The following is a 17,055-nucleotide window of genomic DNA, read 5'->3' on the forward strand; positions in this document are numbered from 1 at the left end:
CACGTGCCGGGGCTGGGACGTGCAGGTCAGAGATCGGGATCGTTGTGGAGCATGCCGTGCACCCGGTTGAAGCGCTCCCGCAGCTCGTCCCAGTGGACCGTTCTCGTCGGAGCGATCCCTCTGGAGACATAGAAGCTGTCCAGAAAGCGCGTGAGGTAAGCGACGTCCAGGCTCAGGTCGCGGGCCATCGCCTCCCGCGCCGCGGCCTCCTCGATACCGGCGATCACGTGTTCCCGCCGAAGGATCAGCAGCTCGACCGTGTCGGCCAGCTCGCACACCTCGTCGGCGCGGGAGTGGGCGGGATGGTCCGCTCCGAGGTCCTCCCTCCACGCCCGCACCAGCCGGACGGCGTCCGCCGCTCCCAGCGGGTGCGGCTGCGGAGGCGGGGGCGGCGGTTGCGGGCCGCGTCGGGTGGCCGTGATCAGGACGAGGCCCGCCGTCACCGGCCCGGCCACACCGGCCAGCCACGGCCACGGCCCGACCAGCCCGGCCACGAACGCGCCGAGTCCGAGCACGACGGCCTCGCCGACCCCGACCGGATCCTGGAACCGCTGTGGAAGCGCCACCGTTCAGCCGAAGTTCCGGAAGACCCGGACGAATGCCGCGTCGATGTCCAGCGGGTTGCGGGCGTCGTACTGGGCCGCCCGGGTCAGGCGCGCGATCTCCGCGAGCGTGCCGACGTCGGCGTTGTCGGCCCGGCCGTAGGGGACCGTGAAGATCCGGACGGGTGTGTCCGAGGTGCCCGGGTCCAGCGCGGCCAGCAGCGCCTTCGCGCCACCGGGGTACGGCTCGGTGTTCTGCCCGTCGCTGAGCAGCACGATGGCGTTGATGCGTTCCGGGTCATCTTCTCGCTGGCCCGCCGGGTGGCCTCGAACAGGGCGGTGTCCCCGCGCGCCTGCAGTCCCCGCAGCCGCTCCTGCAGTGCGGCGCGGACCTCACCGACGGGTGACACCGGCACGACCTCGGTGTAGGCCGGGTCGGACGAGAACGTCCACAGGCCCACCTCGTCGTCATCGTCGAGCAGCGTGAGCGCACGTTCGGCGGCCGGGATCATCAGCTGCAGCTTCGTCGCGTCGACGGCCTTGTCCGGGTCGTCGACAGGTTCGTTCATCGAACCCGACACGTCGAGCAGCAGCAGCACGCGGGCCTTGCGCCGTACCCGGTCCCAGTTCTCCAGCATCGCCGCGAGCAGTGTGCCGTCGGGGGTCGGCACGAGCGCCGGCGTCTGGTCCGCCGGTATGCCGAGCGTTCGCACGAGCTGCTCGGTCGGCCGGGTGGCCGTGGCCTGCCCGTCGGGCTCGTCGTTCTCGTCGTTCTCGGTGGAGCTGGCGGGGAGTGGGCGGAAACCGACGTCGGCGAACAGCCGCTGCTGCTCGTCCTCGACCAGGAAACGGTAGAAGTCCTCCGCGACGCTGCGCTGCGGCGGCGTCGCCGAGGCCAGCACGACGAACGGGTGATCGAGCTCGAGCGTGCCGTCCTGCGGATACACCACCCGCAGCGGACGGCGTGGCTGGCGCTCGTCGCTCATCTGGGCCGGATCGCCGCCGGGAGCGCCACGGTTGTACAGGTAGACCATCTGCTCCTGGATGACTATCGCGTCGACATACGGCCGGTAGGCGGCCTCGTCCTGCTTTTGTTCGGCGTCGTAGATCTGCTGCATGAACAGCACCGCCTCGTCGCCGTAACGCGAAACCGACGACTCGATTCCGTGCACGAAGGCCACGACGTCCGGATCATTGAGCCAGTCGGAGGTGGGTGTGGTCGCGGTACCGGTGGCGTGGGCTGCGGCGAGATAGGTGGCGACCGTGGCGGCCAGTCCGGAGGTCGACGTCTCCGCGTTGTCCCGGCCGAGCACGAACTTCCCCCATTCCGGTCGGCCGTAGGCGGACCAGCCTTTCTGCGCCAGATCGAGCACGTCCTTCCAGGTGGCGAGCTGGGCGCCGTGCTGCGCCAGCGTCTCGGCCACCGGCTGCGGCATCGCGATGACGAGCGCGCTCCTGGTCACCGACCGGTGTGCGGGCTCGGGTGCCAGCAGGTCGCCGTGCCCCTCCTGCGCGAGCAGGCTCGTCCACATCGACGACGTCGGAAGCCACACCTGCGGTGGGTCCTTCATGCCCGCGGCGAGGTCGTTCTTCGTCGCCCCGGACGTGCGGGCGTTGAGCTGGACGTGCCCGCAGAGGCCGGCCACGGCGCGCCCCGCGTCGTTGTACCGGTCGACGAGGTCGGCCATGACGCCGGCCTTCTCCGTGGACGAGGTGACCCGGATCGTCTCGGTGAGGTCGCAGTCGGCCGGGCCGTGGCCGCCGACCGCGACGCGCGGCGCCACGGCGGTGACCGCGACGAGGACGACGCCGACCAGAGCGCCGACGGCGTGGCGGCGGCGGAGGAAACGGTGTGCCCGTCCGCCGAACACGGTCGCCTCCTGATGGTCAGCGGGGCTCGGTCAGATCCCAGGTCTCGAAACTGAACCGCGCCGTCGTTCCCGCCCAGCGTCGGTAGGTCGGAAGACTACTGTGTACGGAATTCCCGTCTCCCAGCAGAGCCAGCAGACGCGCCCAGATGTCGTGCACCCGCCAGGGCTGTTCGCGGCGGGACAGCTCCTCGATCAGCTCGTGGATACCGGCCCCGTCGACTTGTCCGTGCAGCGCCTTTATCAGGGTCCGGCCGCCTTCCGGATCGGCCACGAGTACCGCGAGCAGTACGAGTACCGCCTGGTAGGGGCCGTTTTCGTCGGTGCCTATGAAGTCGTCGAGCTCGTTGTCGGGAATTCCCGCGCGCACCAGGCGGTACAGGTTGACGAACCGTTTCAGTGCGCGCGGTGTCTCCAGCATCGGGCGCAGCCGCTGGACGAACCGCAGCTCCTGGGGGCGCAGCCGCAGCTGGTCCGGCTGGGGCGGTACCCCGCCGGGCGTGGCCGCCTGCCCGGTACGTCCCGGCCCGGACCGGTCGGGCTCCCCGGAACCCGGGCGCGGCCCGGGCCCGGGCGATTCGGCTGCCCGGCGCCGGGGGCGTACGTCCTCGGTGGCCGTCGGCACGAGCCACTCGACGTAGCGGTCGGCCTCGGCCCCCATCGGCCGCAGCGCGAAGACCACCTGGAAGATCTTGTCCAGGTAGTCGAACGGTGTCGCGCCGCCGGCGGCGTCCGCGTTCCCGGCGAAGATCTCGGCGTAGTACTGCTCGAGGCAGCGCCGAAGCCACCGGGGATCCACGGCGACCACCACGACGAACAGCGGCAGCGCCAGCAGCATGTGCACCGCGGCGAGAACATCGACCACCCTGCGCGGCGAGCAGCGGTCGAGGTCGTCGATGTAGAGGATGACCCGCTCCAGCGGAGGCCTGCCCCGGGAGCCGGCCCTCGTCCACTCGGCGAAGGCCCGCCGCGCGCTGTCGCTGAGCTGGCGCAGGTCAGCGTGGACCTGGCCGAGCAGCCCGCGATACTGGTCGTAGGCGCCCGACCGGGCCTGCTCGATCACGACCGCCAGCCGCTGCGCGGCATCGAGCGTGGCCAGCTGCATCCGGGTGTCCCGCGCCTGCTGGTCCAGTTCGTCGACACGCCGCTGGTCGAGCCCGCTGACCGCCTGCCAGGCCGCCGCGAGCCAGCCGACGATGGGAAACCCGGCCAGCACGGCGACGACGCCACCGACCGCCACCACCGGGGCCGGGCCCCACATCAGGCCGACCAGACCGGTGCCCATTCCCAGCACCAGAACCACCCCGGCCAGGACGAGCCGGCCACGCCACCGCGCGAGGTCGACCCGCCACAGCCGGGCCCGGGCCCGCAGCCGCTGCGCCCAGCCGGTGTCCTCGGCTGCCAGATCCTCGAAGGCGCGCAGCCTGTCGCGCAGGACCTCCCGCCTCGCGCGGATCTGCTCGGTGTCCGATGGCTCCGGCTCGACGAGTCCGGCGAAGAGGTGCTCGGCCATGCCCACCCAGAGGTGGTCGTCGTTGTAGTGCCAGGCGTCGAAGCGCACCTGGCGGATGTTGGTCGCGAAGATGCTGCGCGCCGCACTGCGGCTGGACTGCTCGGCCAGCGCGGCCACCCGGTCATGGAGCTGGCGGGCGAAGCTCGACTTGCCGGAGCCCCACCGGCCGAGCAGCGCGATCGCCAGCGGCGGCTCGGTCGCGCGGTCCGCGAGGAGCGCGGCCATGGCCTCGACGTCCGTGGCGAACCCGAGCAGGTCGAGCGCGCTTTCCTGATCGCTGACGTGGCCGGGCAGCGGGCCGGGGCGGCGCCCGGCGTGATCCGCGCACCCGTCGCCAGGTCCCACAGCCGGATCGTGCCGTCATCGGCGCCACTGACCAGGCGCTTGTTGTCCGGCGTGACGGCGAAGGCCCGCACCGCGCTGTCGTGGCCGCGCAGCCTCACCGGTGCCTGGCCGGGCTGCTCCGCACTCCACACCCAGATCCCGCCACCGAGGCCACCCGCGACGACCTGCCTGCCGTCCGGGGTCACCGCCAGGGTGACCGCGTCCTCGCAGCCGGCCAGGTCGACCGCGGTACGGGAGCCGGCCGTGTCCCAGTACCGCACAGCCCCCAGGATCGCGACGGCGATGTGGCTGCCGTCGTGGGAGGCCGCCACGGCGACACTGCCGTGCGCGGCACCGTCCAGCCGGCGCAGCTCGGCCCCGTGCCGATCCGTCACGCGGACGATCGGCTCCGATCCGCCGGTGACGACCTGCCCTCCGTCGCTCACCGTGATGCTGTCGACGCGCCGGTGGCCGCTTGGCCAGCTGCCGGTCCCGGGTGGCTGGATGACGACATCCTGGCCGGTGTCGATGCTGACCACGGTGTCCCCGCGTGGCGAGACGGCAGTCTCGGCGACGCGCCTCGGATACGGCACCGAGGATGGCGCCGCGGACGAGGCCGCGGCCGGCTCGCTCTCCCAGACGACCGTCTTGCGCTGGTCGCTGGAGACCACCTGACACTGCTCGTCCACCGCCACCGCGAGGACGGGGCCGGTGTGCGCGGTGTGTTCGGTGAGCAGCCGACCCGACGGCAGGTCCCAGACCCGGATTCTGGTGTCGTCCCCGCCGGTGACGATCCGGCGGCCGTCCGGGAAGACCGCGATCGCGCGCACGGCGCCCTCATGTCCGGCAAAGAAATCCGCGGGTGTGGTCATGGTGGTCGCCGAGAATAGCCGGCACTCGCCCACCGGCCCACCGGGCCCGGGCGGTCGGCCTATCCGATGGCTGACATCGCGCCGGGTGGGGCCGGAAAAGGCTCCCACCCAGCCGGCGCGGCCGTCGGCGGATCTCGGTGTCGCTTCGCTGTGAACAGGATGGAGAAACCCACTGGAAAACGCACCCGCCTCACCCGGTCGCGCGCCCGGCGGCGGCGTCGGTCGCTGTGCGCGCTGTTCGTGTCCGCAGGCGGGGGAGGAAGGCGGCGACGGCGAGCCCGGCCGCGATCGTGACGGCGCCGTCGATGGACAGGGCCATCCTGATGCCGTCCAGGGTCGCCTCGTCGGCGGCGAGGGTGCCGGGGGCTCCGGCGGCGTTCGCGGCGACGACCGCGCTCAGGATCGGGATCCCGACGGTGAGCCCGATCTGCTGGGTCATGGTCGCGAGCCCGGTGGCCAGGCCCTGCTCGTCGTCGGGCAGGTCCGCGGTCGCCGTCACCAGGAACCCGACGATGCCGAGGGCATGCCCGAAGAACCCGAGCACCGACGCGACCATCACCAGGGTGAGCGAGGTGCGGTCGAGGTCGACGAACGCCAGCGCCACGGCGGACGTCCCCTGGACGAACAGCGCCGTGACGAGGGTCGTCCGCGGGCTGATCCGGCGCAGGACCCGCGGCGCGACGAGGCCGGCGGTGAAGGCCGCCGCGCCCGGGACACCGAAGATCAGCCCGGTGACCATCGCCGAGTAGCCGAGCAGCTCCTGCAGGTAGACGGTGAGCAGGAAGACGATCGCGCTGCCCATCGCGAAGATCACCAATCCGCCGGCGTTGCCGCCGCCGACCGCGCGCCGGCGCAGTACGGCCAGTGACGCGAGTGGATGCGAGCTGGTCGACTCGATGCGCCAGAAGGCGACCAGCAACGCCAGGCCCACCCCGGCCGTGATCCACACGACGGGCCGGCCCCAGCCGTCCTCGCCACCGGTGGAGATCCCGTAGATCAGCGCCACCAGCCCGCCGGTGACGGTCAGCGCACCCGGGACGTCCAGTCGCCCACCCGTCTCACCGCGCCCGTCCGTGACCACCCGCGGCGCGGCGACCAGGATGGCGAGCGCGATCGGCACGTTCAACAGGAAGGCCCAGCGCCAGCTCAGGTACTGCGTGAGCAGGCCGCCGATGAGGGCGCCGACGGTGAACCCGGCCGGCAGGAGCGCACCGTTGAGCCCGAGCGCCCGCTGGCGGGCCGGCCCCTCCGGGAACGTGGTCACCAGCAGCGAGAGCGCGGCCGGCGTGGCGATGGCCGCGGCCATCCCCTGGCCCACGCGGGCGGCGAGGAGCACCGCCGGCGTGCTCGCCACCCCGCCGACCAGCGAGGCGACGACGAGCAGCCCCAGCCCGACCATGAACAGCCGGAGCCGCCCGGTGAGATCGGCGACCCGCGCGAACAGCAGCGTGAAGCCGGCGGACGGGAGCGCGAAGGCCGTCGCGATCCACTGCAGGTGGCCCTCGGAGATCCCCACGCCAGCGCCGATGGAGGGCAGGGCGACGTTCAGGATGGAGAAGTCGACCGCGAGCATGAACTGCGTTCCGAGTAGCAGCAGGAGCGCGACGCGCTGTCGGGCGGTGAGGCGCTCGGAGCGCTCGGAGGGCTCGGAGGGCTCCGAGCGCAGCTCCGCCGGTGCCGGCGGGCCGGGTTCCGCGGAGCCGCGTCGGGCCTGCGGCTGCGGCTGCGCCTGCGCCGGCACGGCGACGGGCGTCGGTGTGGCGGTCGTGTCGGTCATGGGCCTGACGATCCAGGCGCGAGCGCAGGGTAGCCATCGCCTCACGCGGGCTATCCACCCGGTGGGTAGCACTGCCAGGGTCACCTTCCAGGCACGGAAATGCCTGCCGGCGGAGTGACAATGCGAGGATGACGGAGCTTGGCGAATTCCTTCGTTCGCGTCGCAACCGGCTCGCGCCCGCGGAGGCCGGCATCGCCCGCCCGGGTGATCGGCGCCGGGTGCCCGGCCTGCGCCGCGAGGAGCTCGCCCAGCTCGCCGGGGTGAGCGTCACCTACTACACGCGGCTGGAGCAGGGGCAGAGCCGCAACGCCTCCGACGCCGTGCTCGGCTCACTCGCCCGGGTGCTCAGGCTCACCGACGACGAGCACGCCCACCTGCTCAGCCTCGCCCGCCCGGAGCGGTCGGCGCGGCGCAACCGCCGGCCGGAGCGGGTACGTCCCGGGGTCCGGATCCTGCTCGAGTCGGTCCGTGACAGCCCGGCCCTCGTGATCGGCCGCCGCACCGACGTGCTCGCCTGGAACCGGCTCGGCCACGCGCTGATCGCCCCGCACCTGGACTTCGACGCCCCGGACCGCTGCGCCTCGCGTCCCAACATGGCCCGGCTGATCATGCTGGATGCTCATGTCCGTGACCTCTACGTCAACTGGCGGCGCAAGGTCGAGGACCTCGTCGGCTATCTCCGCCTGGCCTCGGGCCAGTATCCCGACGACGAGCAGCTCACCACGCTGATCGGCGAGCTGTGCGTGAAGAGCGAGGAGTTCGCGTCGGGGTGGGCGCGCCATCCGGTCAAGGACTGCGCCAGCCACGTGCGGGCGTACCGCCACCCGCTGGTCGGTGAGCTGACCCTGCACGAGGAGACGCTGCGCCTGCCGGAGGACCCCGGCCAGCGCATCGCCATCCTGTCGGCCGAGCCGCACTCGCCGACCGCCGAGCGGCTCGCGCTGCTCGCCTGCCTGGGCGCGCCGCCGGTCAGGGAGTCGCCGCCATTCGGTGCCGGCCGCACCCCGTGCTCAAATGGTGCAAAAGTAAAGGCTGAGCCCCGGCCTGGTATGTGACGAAAGCCCATCCGGGGCCTCGAAATTTTCAGGTCGAAAGTCCGTGGTCGAGATCGGTCCATGATCTCGACAGAAGTCCGGTTTCTGGTGAATGGCAGGGGCCGGCTCCATGAATACCGCGAATATGCCCCACTGCCCAAGGTGTCGGCGTACGCTTGATCTCGGCCGTTTTCCGGGGGGAGGGCGTGCGTGCGTACGGGCGCGATGCGGGTCGGCGTCGTACTACCGATCGTCGAGTATCCCTGGAAGCAACCGTCCTATCTCGAAATACGCGACCTGGCGTCCCAGGCGGAGGCGGCCGGTTTCGACTCCGTCTGGGTTTTCGACCATCTGTTGTTCCGCGCGCCGGGGGAGCGGGCCGAGGGCGGTTGGGAGTCGTGGACGACGCTGTCGGCTCTCGCCGAGGCGACGTCCCGGGTGACGCTCGGCACGTTCGTCCTGTGCGCGGCGTTCCGTCATCCCGCCGTCCTGGCGAAGATGGCGGCGACACTCGACGAGATCTCCCGCGGGCGGCTGGTGCTGGGCCTCGGCGCCGGCTGGCACCGACCCGAGTTCGAGGCCTTCGGGCTGCCGTTCGACCACCGCGTGGAACGGCTCGACGAACAGCTGGAGATCATCACCACGCTGCTGCGCACCGGCCGCGCCGACCACCACGGCTCCTTCCACCGGCTGCGTGACGCAGAGCTGCGACCCGCGCCGCGCCGGCGGATCCCGGTGCTTGTCGGCGGTGGCGGCCCTCGGCTCATGCGCCTGGCCGCCCGGTATGCCGACCTGTGGAACACCTGCTGGTACGGCGCACCCCAACCGGGCGACCCGGCGGACGAGACGACGGATGGCTCCGAGGCGGTCCGCGCCGCCACCGGCCCGGCGGCGGGCGACCTGACCCGCACTCTCGCCGCCGCGCGCGTCGCCTGCGCCGACGAGGGGCGCGACCCGGCGACGCTGGGTGTCACCGTCGGCGTCAACGTCGCGCCCCTGACCCCTGGACGTCCGTCGCCGTACCCATGGCCGGCCTACCCGGTGCTCGCCGGAGCGCCGGAGGAGATCGCCGCCGGCCTCCACCGCTACGAGGCGCTCGGCGTCGACCACCTGATCTGCAACCTCAACCCCCACTATCCACAGGTGCAGAGCCAGCTCGCCCACGCGCTGTCCCTGTACCGCGCCGAGTCCCCGTACCGCGCCGACTCCGCGCGTGAGCCAGCTTCGGTACCGCCCCCGGCCGCCACCGGCGACGACGCCGGCCGCGGCGGCTCAGCCACCGCCGACGCCCTGGATGTCGCGGGCACCGGCGGGCGCAGGAAGGAGAGCTGCTGATGCCCTGGACGATCGACGAGACCCGAGTCCGGCCGTTCATGTCCGCCGCTGACCGCCGAGACCTGCTCACCATGCTGCGCCGCCCGGGCGACGCCGGCCACGAGCAGGACGGCGATGCCCTCGGCGCTGCCGTACCCGGCCGCGCCGGCCTGGGGGCAGCCGGCCACGCGCCCGGCCGGCCGGTGCCGGCCGACCCGGTCGGGCAGGCGCCCAAGTTCAAGGACTTCAAGGACGGCAAAGACTTCAAGGACTGGAAGGACTCCAAAGACACGAAGGACACCAAAGATCACAAGGACTTCAAGGATTTTAAGGACTTCAAGGACGGCACCGACGGCGCGCATCCCGGCGCCGCGGCCGGCCGGATAGCTGTCGACCGGTCCACGGGGCTCGGTCCGGTGGGTAGCGGCGACGCGGCGTCCGCCCGGACGGTTCCCGGCCGAGCCACCGACGGCGTGCCGGCGACGTCCGCTGTGATCGACGAGGACGACATCGGTGCCGTTCTGCGGGCGTCCCGCGTCAACCAGTACCTACGCGCCGCCGGAGTCGTCATTTGACCACCGCCGCTGCTGCCGCTGCCGCGAAGCGGGACGGGACCGCCATGCGCACCGAGCCAGCCATGCCCCCGGTAGCCCACAACCTCACCGCCGACGATCTGCTGATCGTTGCCGACCCCGAGGACCCGGTCGCGGCCGAGCTCACCGCCTACCTCGCCGAGCACGGCCGACGGGCCGTCACCCTCGACCCGTTCGACGCGGCCCAGCTGTTCACCGTCGAGGTCCGAGGCCGGGCGTCCGGTGACGGCGACCGGGGCGGCGAGGCGGGGGACGGCGTCGGCGGGCAGGCCGTGGTGAGCGTCGTCCCGGAGGTGCCGATCTTCCTGCGGGTGCCGGAGCTCGCGAACGCGGCGGGGAGTTTTGACGCGCGCTTCCAGTACCAGGAATGCGTCGCGCAGTTATGGGCCGCCGCAACACTGACGAACGCACCGGTCGTCAACCGGCCGACGTCCCGTGCGTTCGGTGGGGCACTGTCCTACTCGGCCGCGCTCACCGAGCGGCGTGCCGGTGAGCCGGCCGGCTCCGTGGAGGTGTTCACGGCGAGGTTCCCCGACCCGGCCGTGCAGGTCGACGAGTGTTGGTGGGTGCGCGACACGATCACCGGCCACAGTGCGGTGTGGCCGGGCCGCCCGTCGGGCGACGGCCCCTACCGCGCCCGGTGGTCGGTCTCCGACCCGGCGTTCGAGGTCGTCATCGTCCTCGGTGCCGACGCCTGGCGGTGCACCACCGCCGAGATCGACCATCTGGAGCTGACCGCGCGCAGCGTCACGCTCGCCGGCCGGCTCGAGCTCACGCTCGCGGCAGTGGTCTGGCGGGTCGACGCCGACGGCGAGCGGGCCCGGCTCGTCGAGGTCGACCCGTTCCCGGGCGTGGAGCTGCTGCGGATGGCCTGGCTGGGCCTTGGCCCGCGGCTGCTGGCCATGTTTTTCGGCGAAGGGATGTGACCCGGCATGGACCTTGGCGCGCACATCCCAGGCCTTGACGGCCAGAACCTGGCCGGCGGGCCCGTGATCGCCCTCGGCGTGGGCACGGATGGGACGTACCGGCATTTCGTCACGGCCGCGTCCGGGCTGGGTATGGACGTCGTCGCGGTCGACCTGGCTGAGGTCGTCGGTGAAGGCGACTGGCGGCTGGCGATCCCCGACGACGGGGCGAGCCGCCTGGTGACCGCCCTGGGCGCGGTGGACCTCGACCCGGCGGCCGCCTACTTCGCGCGGCTCGTCGACCTGTCCGCGGTCGAGCCGGACGCGCGCCGTGCCGCCCGCTGGCGTGCGCTCACGAGCGCGCTCGCCGCCTGGCTGGACCACATCCCCGGCCCGGTCGCGAACCGCCCCGGGGCCTGGGCCGACAACGGCGCCAAGCCGCTGCACGAGGCGCGTCTGGCGCGCGCCGGCTTCGCCGTTCCGGCGAGCCTGACCAGCTCGGACCCCGAAGCGCTGCACGCGTTCGCCGCCGCCGGTCCCACCGTCGTCAAGGCCCTGTCCGGGGTGCGGGCCACCGCGCGCGCCGTGCGCGCCGAGGAGTTCACCGCGGCGGGCGGCTTCACCCGGGAGCGCGGGCCGGTGCACCTGCAGCGGTGGGTCGGCGGAACCGACATCCGGGCGCACGTCTGCGGCCGCACGGTGCACGCGCAGCGGATCACCGCGCGTTCGGAGGCGTTGGCCACGCGTGCCGCAGCCGCAGCCGCAGCCGCAGCCGCAGCCGCAGCCGCGTCCGCGGGCACGGACGCGGACGCGCGGCCGATGGTCGACTACCGCGAGCTCGACGGCGCCGGCCTCGACTTCGCCACCGTCGACCTGCCAGCCGACCTGAGCAGCCGCCTGGTCGCCGCGACGGCCGAATCCGGCCTGCTGTTCGCCGGCTGGGACCTCATGGCCGCCGACGAAGCCGGCGGGACCTACTGGGTGCTGGAGGCGAACCCCACCCCGGGCTACGACTGGTACGACCGCCGGGCCGGCGGCGCGATCACCGCCGCCCTCCTCGACGCACTCGTGCCGGGCGACGCGGGTGAGGTGGCCGATGCCGGTGAGGTGGCGGACGCGGGCAAGGTGGTGCGCGCGTGACGGCCGGCAGGCTCCTGCCGCCGTCGGACGTGGCCAGGGCCGCCGCGGAGTCGGGCACGGCGGTGGGCGGTGCCGGCGTGGGGGAGACGTCGCTGGCGACCGTTCGTCTGCTGTCCGCGGCGGAGGCGGACGGGATCCGCGCGGACGTGTACCGGGAGCGTCGGGCCTGGCTGGACCGCGGCTACGCCTTCCACACTCTGGGCACGCCCAGCTACCTCGACCTCGCGCCGGATGCCCCGCCCGGCGAGTACGACCGGCTCGCCGCGCTGCATCGCCCGCTGCTGTGGGACCGGTTCGGCTGGCTCTACGACCGGCTCGGCGCAGCGCTCACCGAGCGGCTCGCGGCCCCGGTCCGTTACACCGACAGGTACGCCCTGCCGGGCTTCCACCTCTGGCGCACCGACGCGATCTTCCTGCGCCCTCGCGCACCGGTGCATTTCGACCTGCAGTACCAGTTCTTCGACTGGCCGGCGGCCGTAGACCTGTCCAGGGTGTTGTCCTTCACTCTGGCACTGCGGATGCCCGTCGCGGGCGGTGGGCTGAACACCTGGGAGGTCGGCTACGAGGCGTACCTCGACGCCCAGCGACGCGGCTGGATCGACAGCGCCGGCGACTTGCGGCGCTTCCATCCCTTGCGGTACGTCCCCTATACCGCCGGCGAGCTGGTGATCCACTCCGGCCACCTGCTGCATCAGGTCGCGCCCAGCACGTCGGTGAGCGACGGCGACGAGCGGCTCACCCTGCAGGGCCACGGCATCTGGCACTTCGACCACTGGCTGCTCTACTGGTGACAGCGACGCCGTCGCCGGGCCCGTCCGGCAGACCCCGGGATCGGGCACCTGAGGTCCGCAGGTTCCTCGCCACGGACGTCAGGCGTGGCCCGTGGCGAGGATCCCGGTGCCTCCGGCGTCGCGGGTCAGGGTGCGGGGTAGGCGGTGGTCACGGTGCCGGCCTCCCCCTGGAAGGTGAACGTGACGCCGAGCGGCACGCTGACCACCTCAGGACGGGAGAACCCGAGCGGGTAGGCGCCGTTCGCGTCGGGCAGCCCGACGGAGAACAGGATCTGCTCGGCGAGCGGAACGTCCGCGTTGATGAAGATGTAGTTCCCGACGGCCGTGTGGCTGAAGGTGCGCAGGCTCAGCGACACGGCCGTGCCGGTGAGGACCTTGCGGAAGACGAGCTGGCCGTCGATCTGCGCGGTTGTCGACCCGGCACCGCGCTGCGGGGGCTCGAGCGGGAAGGTGAGCCGTTCCGAGAGCGGGTTCAGGCACACACTGGTCTGGCCGGGCGCGGTGGCGTAGGCGATCACACCCGCCCTGGCGAGCGCCAGCAGGAACTCGCGGTTGAAGGTGAACTGCGCGGTCCCGACCCCTGGCGCCGGTGTCGCCGGCGGGATCGGGGAGCACAACGGCCCGGATGAGGCGGCGGCCTGAGCCGCCAGCGTCGCGGCGAGGCCAGGGGTGGCGGCCGTGCTGGCCGCGTTCGCGGTTCCCGCCGTCGCGGTGAGTGCGGCCAGCACTGATAACAGGCCCGCGACAAGGATTGTCGTCTTGTTCCGGATGGTCATGGGCGTCCCCCTCGACAGCACACGCACACCTTTGGGCGATCAAGCTAACCGTCACCGCCCGTTCGCGCTACGAATGCGGTCGAGTACCTGTCGTAAGGTGCCATTGAGGGTTCTGGTTCGGCGCCGGCCGCGGCCGGTCAGGGCAGGAGCGTGGCGGCCCGGTCGATCTCCGCGCGCACGGACGCGCTCAGGCTCGTGAACGGCGACGTCTCGATCGTGTCACCGCGGCCGCGTAGCCGGCGCCGTTGCCAGGTGGCGACGATGCGGCCGTCGTGGACGACGGTCGGTCGGAACACGCCGTTGCCGCCCGGGACGACCCGCTGGAAGTCCTCGCGGCTGAGCATCGCGGACCGGTCGGTGTAGCCGAGAACCAGCTCGTCGAACGCGGGCAGCAGGTGGACGGCGCGGGCCTCGTCCCGGCAGGCCGCCAGGCGTTCCGGGGTGAGCGGGTCCATCAGGTGCTCGACGCCGTCCACGTCCATGCCGGTGAGGCTTGGCCGGGCCACCGCGACGGCGGCGCGGACGTCCGCCGCCAGCAACTTTGTCCACTTCGCGAAGTCGTCCCGGCTGGCCGGCCCGTGCCCGCGGAAGTAGGCGAGCGCCAGCGCGCCGAGAGCCTCGTCCCGGTCGAGCCACCGGGGCCGGCGCACCCACTCGCTGACCAGGACGAACGCCTGCTGCCCGTCCCGGGCCGGGCCGAGGCAGAGTGTTCCGGTCACGGTCAGGTGGACGATCAGGTGGTAGCCGCGCTGGCCTCCGGTGGCGATGCCTGCGGCCTCCCAGGCCGCGTAAAGCTCGTCCCGGAGCAGGCGGCGGCCTCCGGACAGCGCCTCGATGGCCCGTGTGCGGGCCTGTTCGAAGACGGCGGCACCCAGTCCGAGACCGGCTCGGTGCCGGGCGGCGACGGCGGCCAGCCGGGGAGCGGTGAGCGCGGTGAGCCAGCCGAGGTCCTCCGCGGGGACGGTGTGCAGGGTGCCCCTGATCGGCCAGCTCGTGACCAGCTCGCCGGCGTCGAAGGCGGCTGCGACCTCAGCCTGACTGCGGGCGGCCGTGCGCAGCGCGACCGACATCAGCAGGCTTCCCCGATCCTGCGCCTGCAGGCCGCCGAGCGTGCGCACCGCCTCGGCCGGCGTCGCCGCGGGTTCCCCGGCGAGCCGCTGTGCCACCAGCCTGAGCAGGCCGATCTCGGATGTACCGGGCATTACCGCTCCTCCTGGAGGGTGACGGGCAGACCGGTGACCGGTCTGTTGGGCGGCGCCGAGAGATCGTGGAGCCGTACGGCGAGATCGGTCGGCAGGTCGAGGTCGAGGCCGGCGAGGTTATCGGTGAGCTGGTTGATGGTGCGTGGGCCGAGGATCACCGAGGTGATGCCGGGACGGCGCAGAGCCCACGCTATGGCGACGGCTGACGGGGTGGTGGCGAGATGGTCGGCGACCTTCGTGACGCCGTCTGCGACGTCGAAGCTCCGGTCGCGCAGGAGTGTGGTCGCCCAGCGGGCGGCGGTGGGGTTGAAGGCGAGCCACTGGTGCAGGTGGCTGCCCGGTGCGGGCTGGGTGCCGCGTCGGTACCGGCCGGCGAGCACGCCACCGGCGAGTGGTCCGTAGGTGATGGCGCCCAGGCCGTGGCGCGCGCAGGCCGGCAGGATCTCGGCTTCGATCTCGCGGGCGAGGAGCGAGTAGTGGGGCTGGAGGCTGATGAAGGGCGTCGTTCCCAGCCGCTGACTCGTCCACTGGACTCGATGATCTGGCTGGCGGTGTAGTTGGAGCAGCCTATGTAGCGGACCTTGCCCTGGCGGACGAACCCGTCCAGGGTCGTCATCGTCTCCTCGACGGGCACGTCCGGGTCCCAGTTGTGGCACTGGTAGAGATCGACGTGATCGGTGCCCAGGCGGCGGAGGCTGGCGTCCAGCGCGCGGCTGAGATGGCGTCGGGACAGGCCGCGGTCGTTCGGGCCCGGGCCCAGCGGGCCGGCGCCCTTGGTGGCCAGTACGACCGAGTCCCGGCGAGCGGCGATGGCGCGTCCGACGACCTCTTCCGAACCGCCCCCGGTGTAGATGTCGGCTGTGTCGATGATGTTGCCGCCCAGGTCGAGGAAGGCGTCGATGATTCGGCGCCGTGAAAGGGAGAGTGGCTCCATGGCAGACCGGACGGGCATCGCAGGCACGCCGGAGGCAGGAACAGCCCCGGAAACGTCGGTCTCCGGGCGTCCGCTGCGGGCCGACGCGCGGCGGAACCGGGCGCGAGTGCTCCGCGCCGCCCGTGACCTGTTCGCCGCCGACGGCCTGTCCGTTCCGCTGGACGAGATCGCCCGACGTGCAGGCGTCGGCGCGGGCACGGTGCACCGCCATTTCCCGACCAAGGAGGCGCTGTTCACGGCGGTCGTCGTCGACCAGGTGGAGCAGCTCGTGGCGGATGCCGCCGCCGCATACGCCACGAATACCGATTCCAGTGAGGCCCTGCTTGCCATGCTGGCCCGGATGCTGGCGGAGGGCATCGAGAGCAGTCCGCTCAAGGCCGCGCTCGCCGGAACGGACTTCGACATACGAACCGCCGCGCCCGACGTCGCGGCTCGTCTGCGCGAGACTCTGCACGCCCTTCTCCAGCGCGCGCAGCGGGACCGCGCAGTCCGCGGCGACATCGACGTCGACGATCTGTTCGCCCTGGTGGCGGGCGCCTTCGCCACTCTTCGCCACGCAGACGCAGAGGGGGCCCCCGACCGGTTCGCACGTCTCAACGCCGTTCTCTTCGACGGTCTGCGCGCATCGAGGTAGGCAGGCGGTCAGCGCGACATCTCCGTTCCTTTTCAGGCACCGGGGCGCCTGAAAAGGAACGGAGGAAGCGTGGCCGCGGTCGGGGCTCGTCTGTTCAGAGGGTCAGGAACCAGCGGACGATCGCGGCTGTGCCGAGCAGCTCGGATCCCTCGTGCACGAATCCGCTGTAGTCACGGTTGACCCCCAGGTCGACAAGCCGAACCCGCCTGCCGCCGGTCGCGAACCGCTCCTGGCAGTGGACGGAGTTGAGGTTCGCCGCGCCTGGTGTTTTCCTGGTGGGGTTTCCCCACCTTTCTTCGGGGCGGGTGGCCGGCGGCCACGGGAATGCTGGGGTGCTACTGCTTGTTCAGCTTCGAGACCATCTGGGCGGTGACGGCGGTGACGAGGTCGTCGGGCGGGTTCACTGCACTGGTCACGGTGGCCAGGCTCTCCACCTGGCCCTTCCCGAAGAGCAGAATATCCATGCAGAGGGGGACGGTCACGCCGTCGGTCGTCATGTTCACCGTGAAGGCGAAGCGGGCCGCCGCGCCGTCGGGGAGCGGGACGTCCCGCTCCCCGAACTCACCCATCATTTCTATGCTCTGGGTGGGATCATCCGTGCCAGCGGGGGACTCACCGATCGCCTCGACGGCGCAGTCGCGGAACTTCTGGGTGCGCACCACCGCGACGTCGTCCGCAACCTTCTTCGCGGGCTGGATGTAAGCCGTGGAGTTCACGACGACGCGCCCGCCGCCACCGGTCAGCGTCGGCCCGTCCGCCCAGCCGGCCGAGTCCGGAGAGGAATCGAAGACGCCTTCGCACCTCCGAGATTTTGCTCGGCGCACATTACCAGGTGA

At 72.2% G+C, this 17,055-nt stretch carries 15 protein-coding genes and 2 pseudogenes; 7 read left to right on the plus strand and 10 right to left on the minus strand.

All coding sequences use genetic code 11. From position 1 onward, the window contains the following. Positions 1–26: 26 nt before the first annotated feature. From FREUN1FDRAFT_RS16645 to FREUN1FDRAFT_RS16660, 5 genes and pseudogenes are all read right to left on the minus strand, one after another. The gene (locus FREUN1FDRAFT_RS16645; RefSeq protein WP_035951888.1) at positions 27–566 is read right to left on the minus strand and encodes a hypothetical protein; all 540 of its coding nucleotides are present in this window, start codon (positions 564–566) and stop codon (positions 27–29) included. Between the two features lie 83 nt (positions 567–649). Beyond that, a complete protein-coding gene (locus FREUN1FDRAFT_RS16650; RefSeq protein WP_006541280.1) occupies positions 650–2,413 on the minus strand; it encodes an extracellular solute-binding protein in 1,764 nt (587 codons plus the stop codon). A gap of 16 nt (positions 2,414–2,429) precedes the next feature. Then, on the minus strand, positions 2,430–4,268 hold the full coding sequence (locus FREUN1FDRAFT_RS41575; protein WP_006541281.1) for a P-loop NTPase fold protein: 1,839 nt from the start codon (positions 4,266–4,268) through the stop codon (positions 2,430–2,432). A gap of 743 nt (positions 4,269–5,011) precedes the next feature. Next, a pseudogene (locus FREUN1FDRAFT_RS48065) lies at positions 5,012–5,119 on the minus strand (WD40 repeat domain-containing protein); the annotation flags it as partial. 190 nt (positions 5,120–5,309) lie between these two features. After that, positions 5,310–6,896 (minus strand): MFS transporter, encoded by a 1,587-nt coding sequence (locus FREUN1FDRAFT_RS16660; protein ID WP_006541282.1) that lies wholly within the window; start codon positions 6,894–6,896, stop codon positions 5,310–5,312. A 128-nt stretch (positions 6,897–7,024) separates the two neighbouring features. Between FREUN1FDRAFT_RS16660 and FREUN1FDRAFT_RS16665 the strand changes: the two genes are divergently transcribed. The 6 genes from FREUN1FDRAFT_RS16665 to FREUN1FDRAFT_RS16690 all read left to right on the plus strand — a co-directional run bounded on the left by FREUN1FDRAFT_RS16665 (position 7,025) and on the right by FREUN1FDRAFT_RS16690 (position 12,673). After that, positions 7,025–7,951 carry a helix-turn-helix transcriptional regulator gene (locus tag FREUN1FDRAFT_RS16665; protein ID WP_006541283.1) on the plus strand — a complete coding sequence of 309 codons (927 nt, stop codon included), beginning with the start codon at positions 7,025–7,027 and terminating at the stop codon, positions 7,949–7,951. Between the two features lie 189 nt (positions 7,952–8,140). After that, positions 8,141–9,265, plus strand: a complete 1,125-nt coding sequence (locus FREUN1FDRAFT_RS16670; RefSeq protein WP_006541284.1) for an LLM class flavin-dependent oxidoreductase — start codon at positions 8,141–8,143, stop codon at positions 9,263–9,265. Continuing rightward, positions 9,265–9,819, plus strand: a complete 555-nt coding sequence (locus FREUN1FDRAFT_RS16675; RefSeq protein WP_006541285.1) for a hypothetical protein — start codon at positions 9,265–9,267, stop codon at positions 9,817–9,819. The genes FREUN1FDRAFT_RS16670 and FREUN1FDRAFT_RS16675 overlap by 1 nt, the downstream gene beginning before the upstream one ends. Next, the gene (locus tag FREUN1FDRAFT_RS16680) at positions 9,816–10,763 is read left to right on the plus strand and encodes a hypothetical protein (RefSeq protein ID WP_006541286.1); all 948 of its coding nucleotides are present in this window, start codon (positions 9,816–9,818) and stop codon (positions 10,761–10,763) included. The genes FREUN1FDRAFT_RS16675 and FREUN1FDRAFT_RS16680 overlap by 4 nt, the downstream gene beginning before the upstream one ends. Positions 10,764–10,769: 6 nt before the next feature. Continuing rightward, positions 10,770–11,882 carry a RimK family alpha-L-glutamate ligase gene (locus tag FREUN1FDRAFT_RS16685; RefSeq protein WP_006541287.1) on the plus strand — a complete coding sequence of 371 codons (1,113 nt, stop codon included), beginning with the start codon at positions 10,770–10,772 and terminating at the stop codon, positions 11,880–11,882. After that, positions 11,879–12,673: a hypothetical protein gene (locus FREUN1FDRAFT_RS16690; RefSeq protein ID WP_006541288.1), complete on the plus strand. Its 795-nt coding sequence runs from the start codon at positions 11,879–11,881 to the stop codon at positions 12,671–12,673. The genes FREUN1FDRAFT_RS16685 and FREUN1FDRAFT_RS16690 overlap by 4 nt, the downstream gene beginning before the upstream one ends. Before the next feature lie 125 nt (positions 12,674–12,798). Here FREUN1FDRAFT_RS16690 and FREUN1FDRAFT_RS16695 read toward each other — a convergent pair whose 3' ends face one another. From FREUN1FDRAFT_RS16695 to FREUN1FDRAFT_RS48070, 4 genes and pseudogenes are all read right to left on the minus strand, one after another. After that, positions 12,799–13,449, minus strand: coding sequence for a hypothetical protein (locus FREUN1FDRAFT_RS16695; protein ID WP_006541289.1), 651 nt, complete (start codon positions 13,447–13,449; stop codon positions 12,799–12,801). A 137-nt stretch (positions 13,450–13,586) separates the two neighbouring features. Continuing rightward, positions 13,587–14,651 carry a winged helix DNA-binding domain-containing protein gene (locus FREUN1FDRAFT_RS16700; RefSeq protein WP_006541290.1) on the minus strand — a complete coding sequence of 355 codons (1,065 nt, stop codon included), beginning with the start codon at positions 14,649–14,651 and terminating at the stop codon, positions 13,587–13,589. After that, positions 14,651–15,307, minus strand: a complete 657-nt coding sequence (locus tag FREUN1FDRAFT_RS46410; RefSeq protein WP_255348214.1) for an aldo/keto reductase — start codon at positions 15,305–15,307, stop codon at positions 14,651–14,653. The genes FREUN1FDRAFT_RS16700 and FREUN1FDRAFT_RS46410 overlap by 1 nt, the downstream gene beginning before the upstream one ends. Continuing rightward, positions 15,250–15,603: pseudogene (locus FREUN1FDRAFT_RS48070) on the minus strand (aldo/keto reductase); the annotation flags it as partial. The gene FREUN1FDRAFT_RS46410 and the pseudogene FREUN1FDRAFT_RS48070, both read right to left, overlap by 58 nt. Between FREUN1FDRAFT_RS48070 and FREUN1FDRAFT_RS16715 the strand changes: the two are divergent. Then, positions 15,584–16,219, plus strand: coding sequence for a TetR/AcrR family transcriptional regulator (locus FREUN1FDRAFT_RS16715; protein ID WP_006541292.1), 636 nt, complete (start codon positions 15,584–15,586; stop codon positions 16,217–16,219). The pseudogene FREUN1FDRAFT_RS48070 and the gene FREUN1FDRAFT_RS16715 overlap by 20 nt on opposite strands. 335 nt (positions 16,220–16,554) lie before the next feature. Here the strand turns inward: FREUN1FDRAFT_RS16715 and FREUN1FDRAFT_RS16720 are convergent, their stop codons facing one another. Continuing rightward, positions 16,555–16,935: a hypothetical protein gene (locus FREUN1FDRAFT_RS16720; protein WP_006541293.1), complete on the minus strand. Its 381-nt coding sequence runs from the start codon at positions 16,933–16,935 to the stop codon at positions 16,555–16,557. Positions 16,936–17,055 lie beyond the last annotated feature (120 nt).

The organism is Parafrankia sp. EUN1f, assembly GCF_000177675.1.
Taxonomy (GTDB): Bacteria; Actinomycetota; Actinomycetes; order Frankiales; family Frankiaceae; genus Parafrankia.

What these genes read in the sequence shown, in the direction of transcription:
- FREUN1FDRAFT_RS16660 (WP_006541282.1), bottom strand. Translation starts at nt 6,896, where the DNA reads ATGACCGACACGACCGCCACACCGACGCCCGTCGCCGTGCCGGCGCAG.
- FREUN1FDRAFT_RS16665 (WP_006541283.1), top strand. Translation starts at nt 7,025, where the DNA reads ATGACGGAGCTTGGCGAATTCCTTCGTTCGCGTCGCAACCGGCTCGCG.
- FREUN1FDRAFT_RS16675 (WP_006541285.1), top strand. Translation starts at nt 9,265, where the DNA reads ATGCCCTGGACGATCGACGAGACCCGAGTCCGGCCGTTCATGTCCGCC.
- FREUN1FDRAFT_RS16685 (WP_006541287.1), top strand. Translation starts at nt 10,770, where the DNA reads ATGGACCTTGGCGCGCACATCCCAGGCCTTGACGGCCAGAACCTGGCC.
- FREUN1FDRAFT_RS16695 (WP_006541289.1), bottom strand. Translation starts at nt 13,449, where the DNA reads ATGACCATCCGGAACAAGACGACAATCCTTGTCGCGGGCCTGTTATCA.
- FREUN1FDRAFT_RS16700 (WP_006541290.1), bottom strand. Translation starts at nt 14,651, where the DNA reads ATGCCCGGTACATCCGAGATCGGCCTGCTCAGGCTGGTGGCACAGCGG.
- FREUN1FDRAFT_RS16715 (WP_006541292.1), top strand. Translation starts at nt 15,584, where the DNA reads ATGGCAGACCGGACGGGCATCGCAGGCACGCCGGAGGCAGGAACAGCC.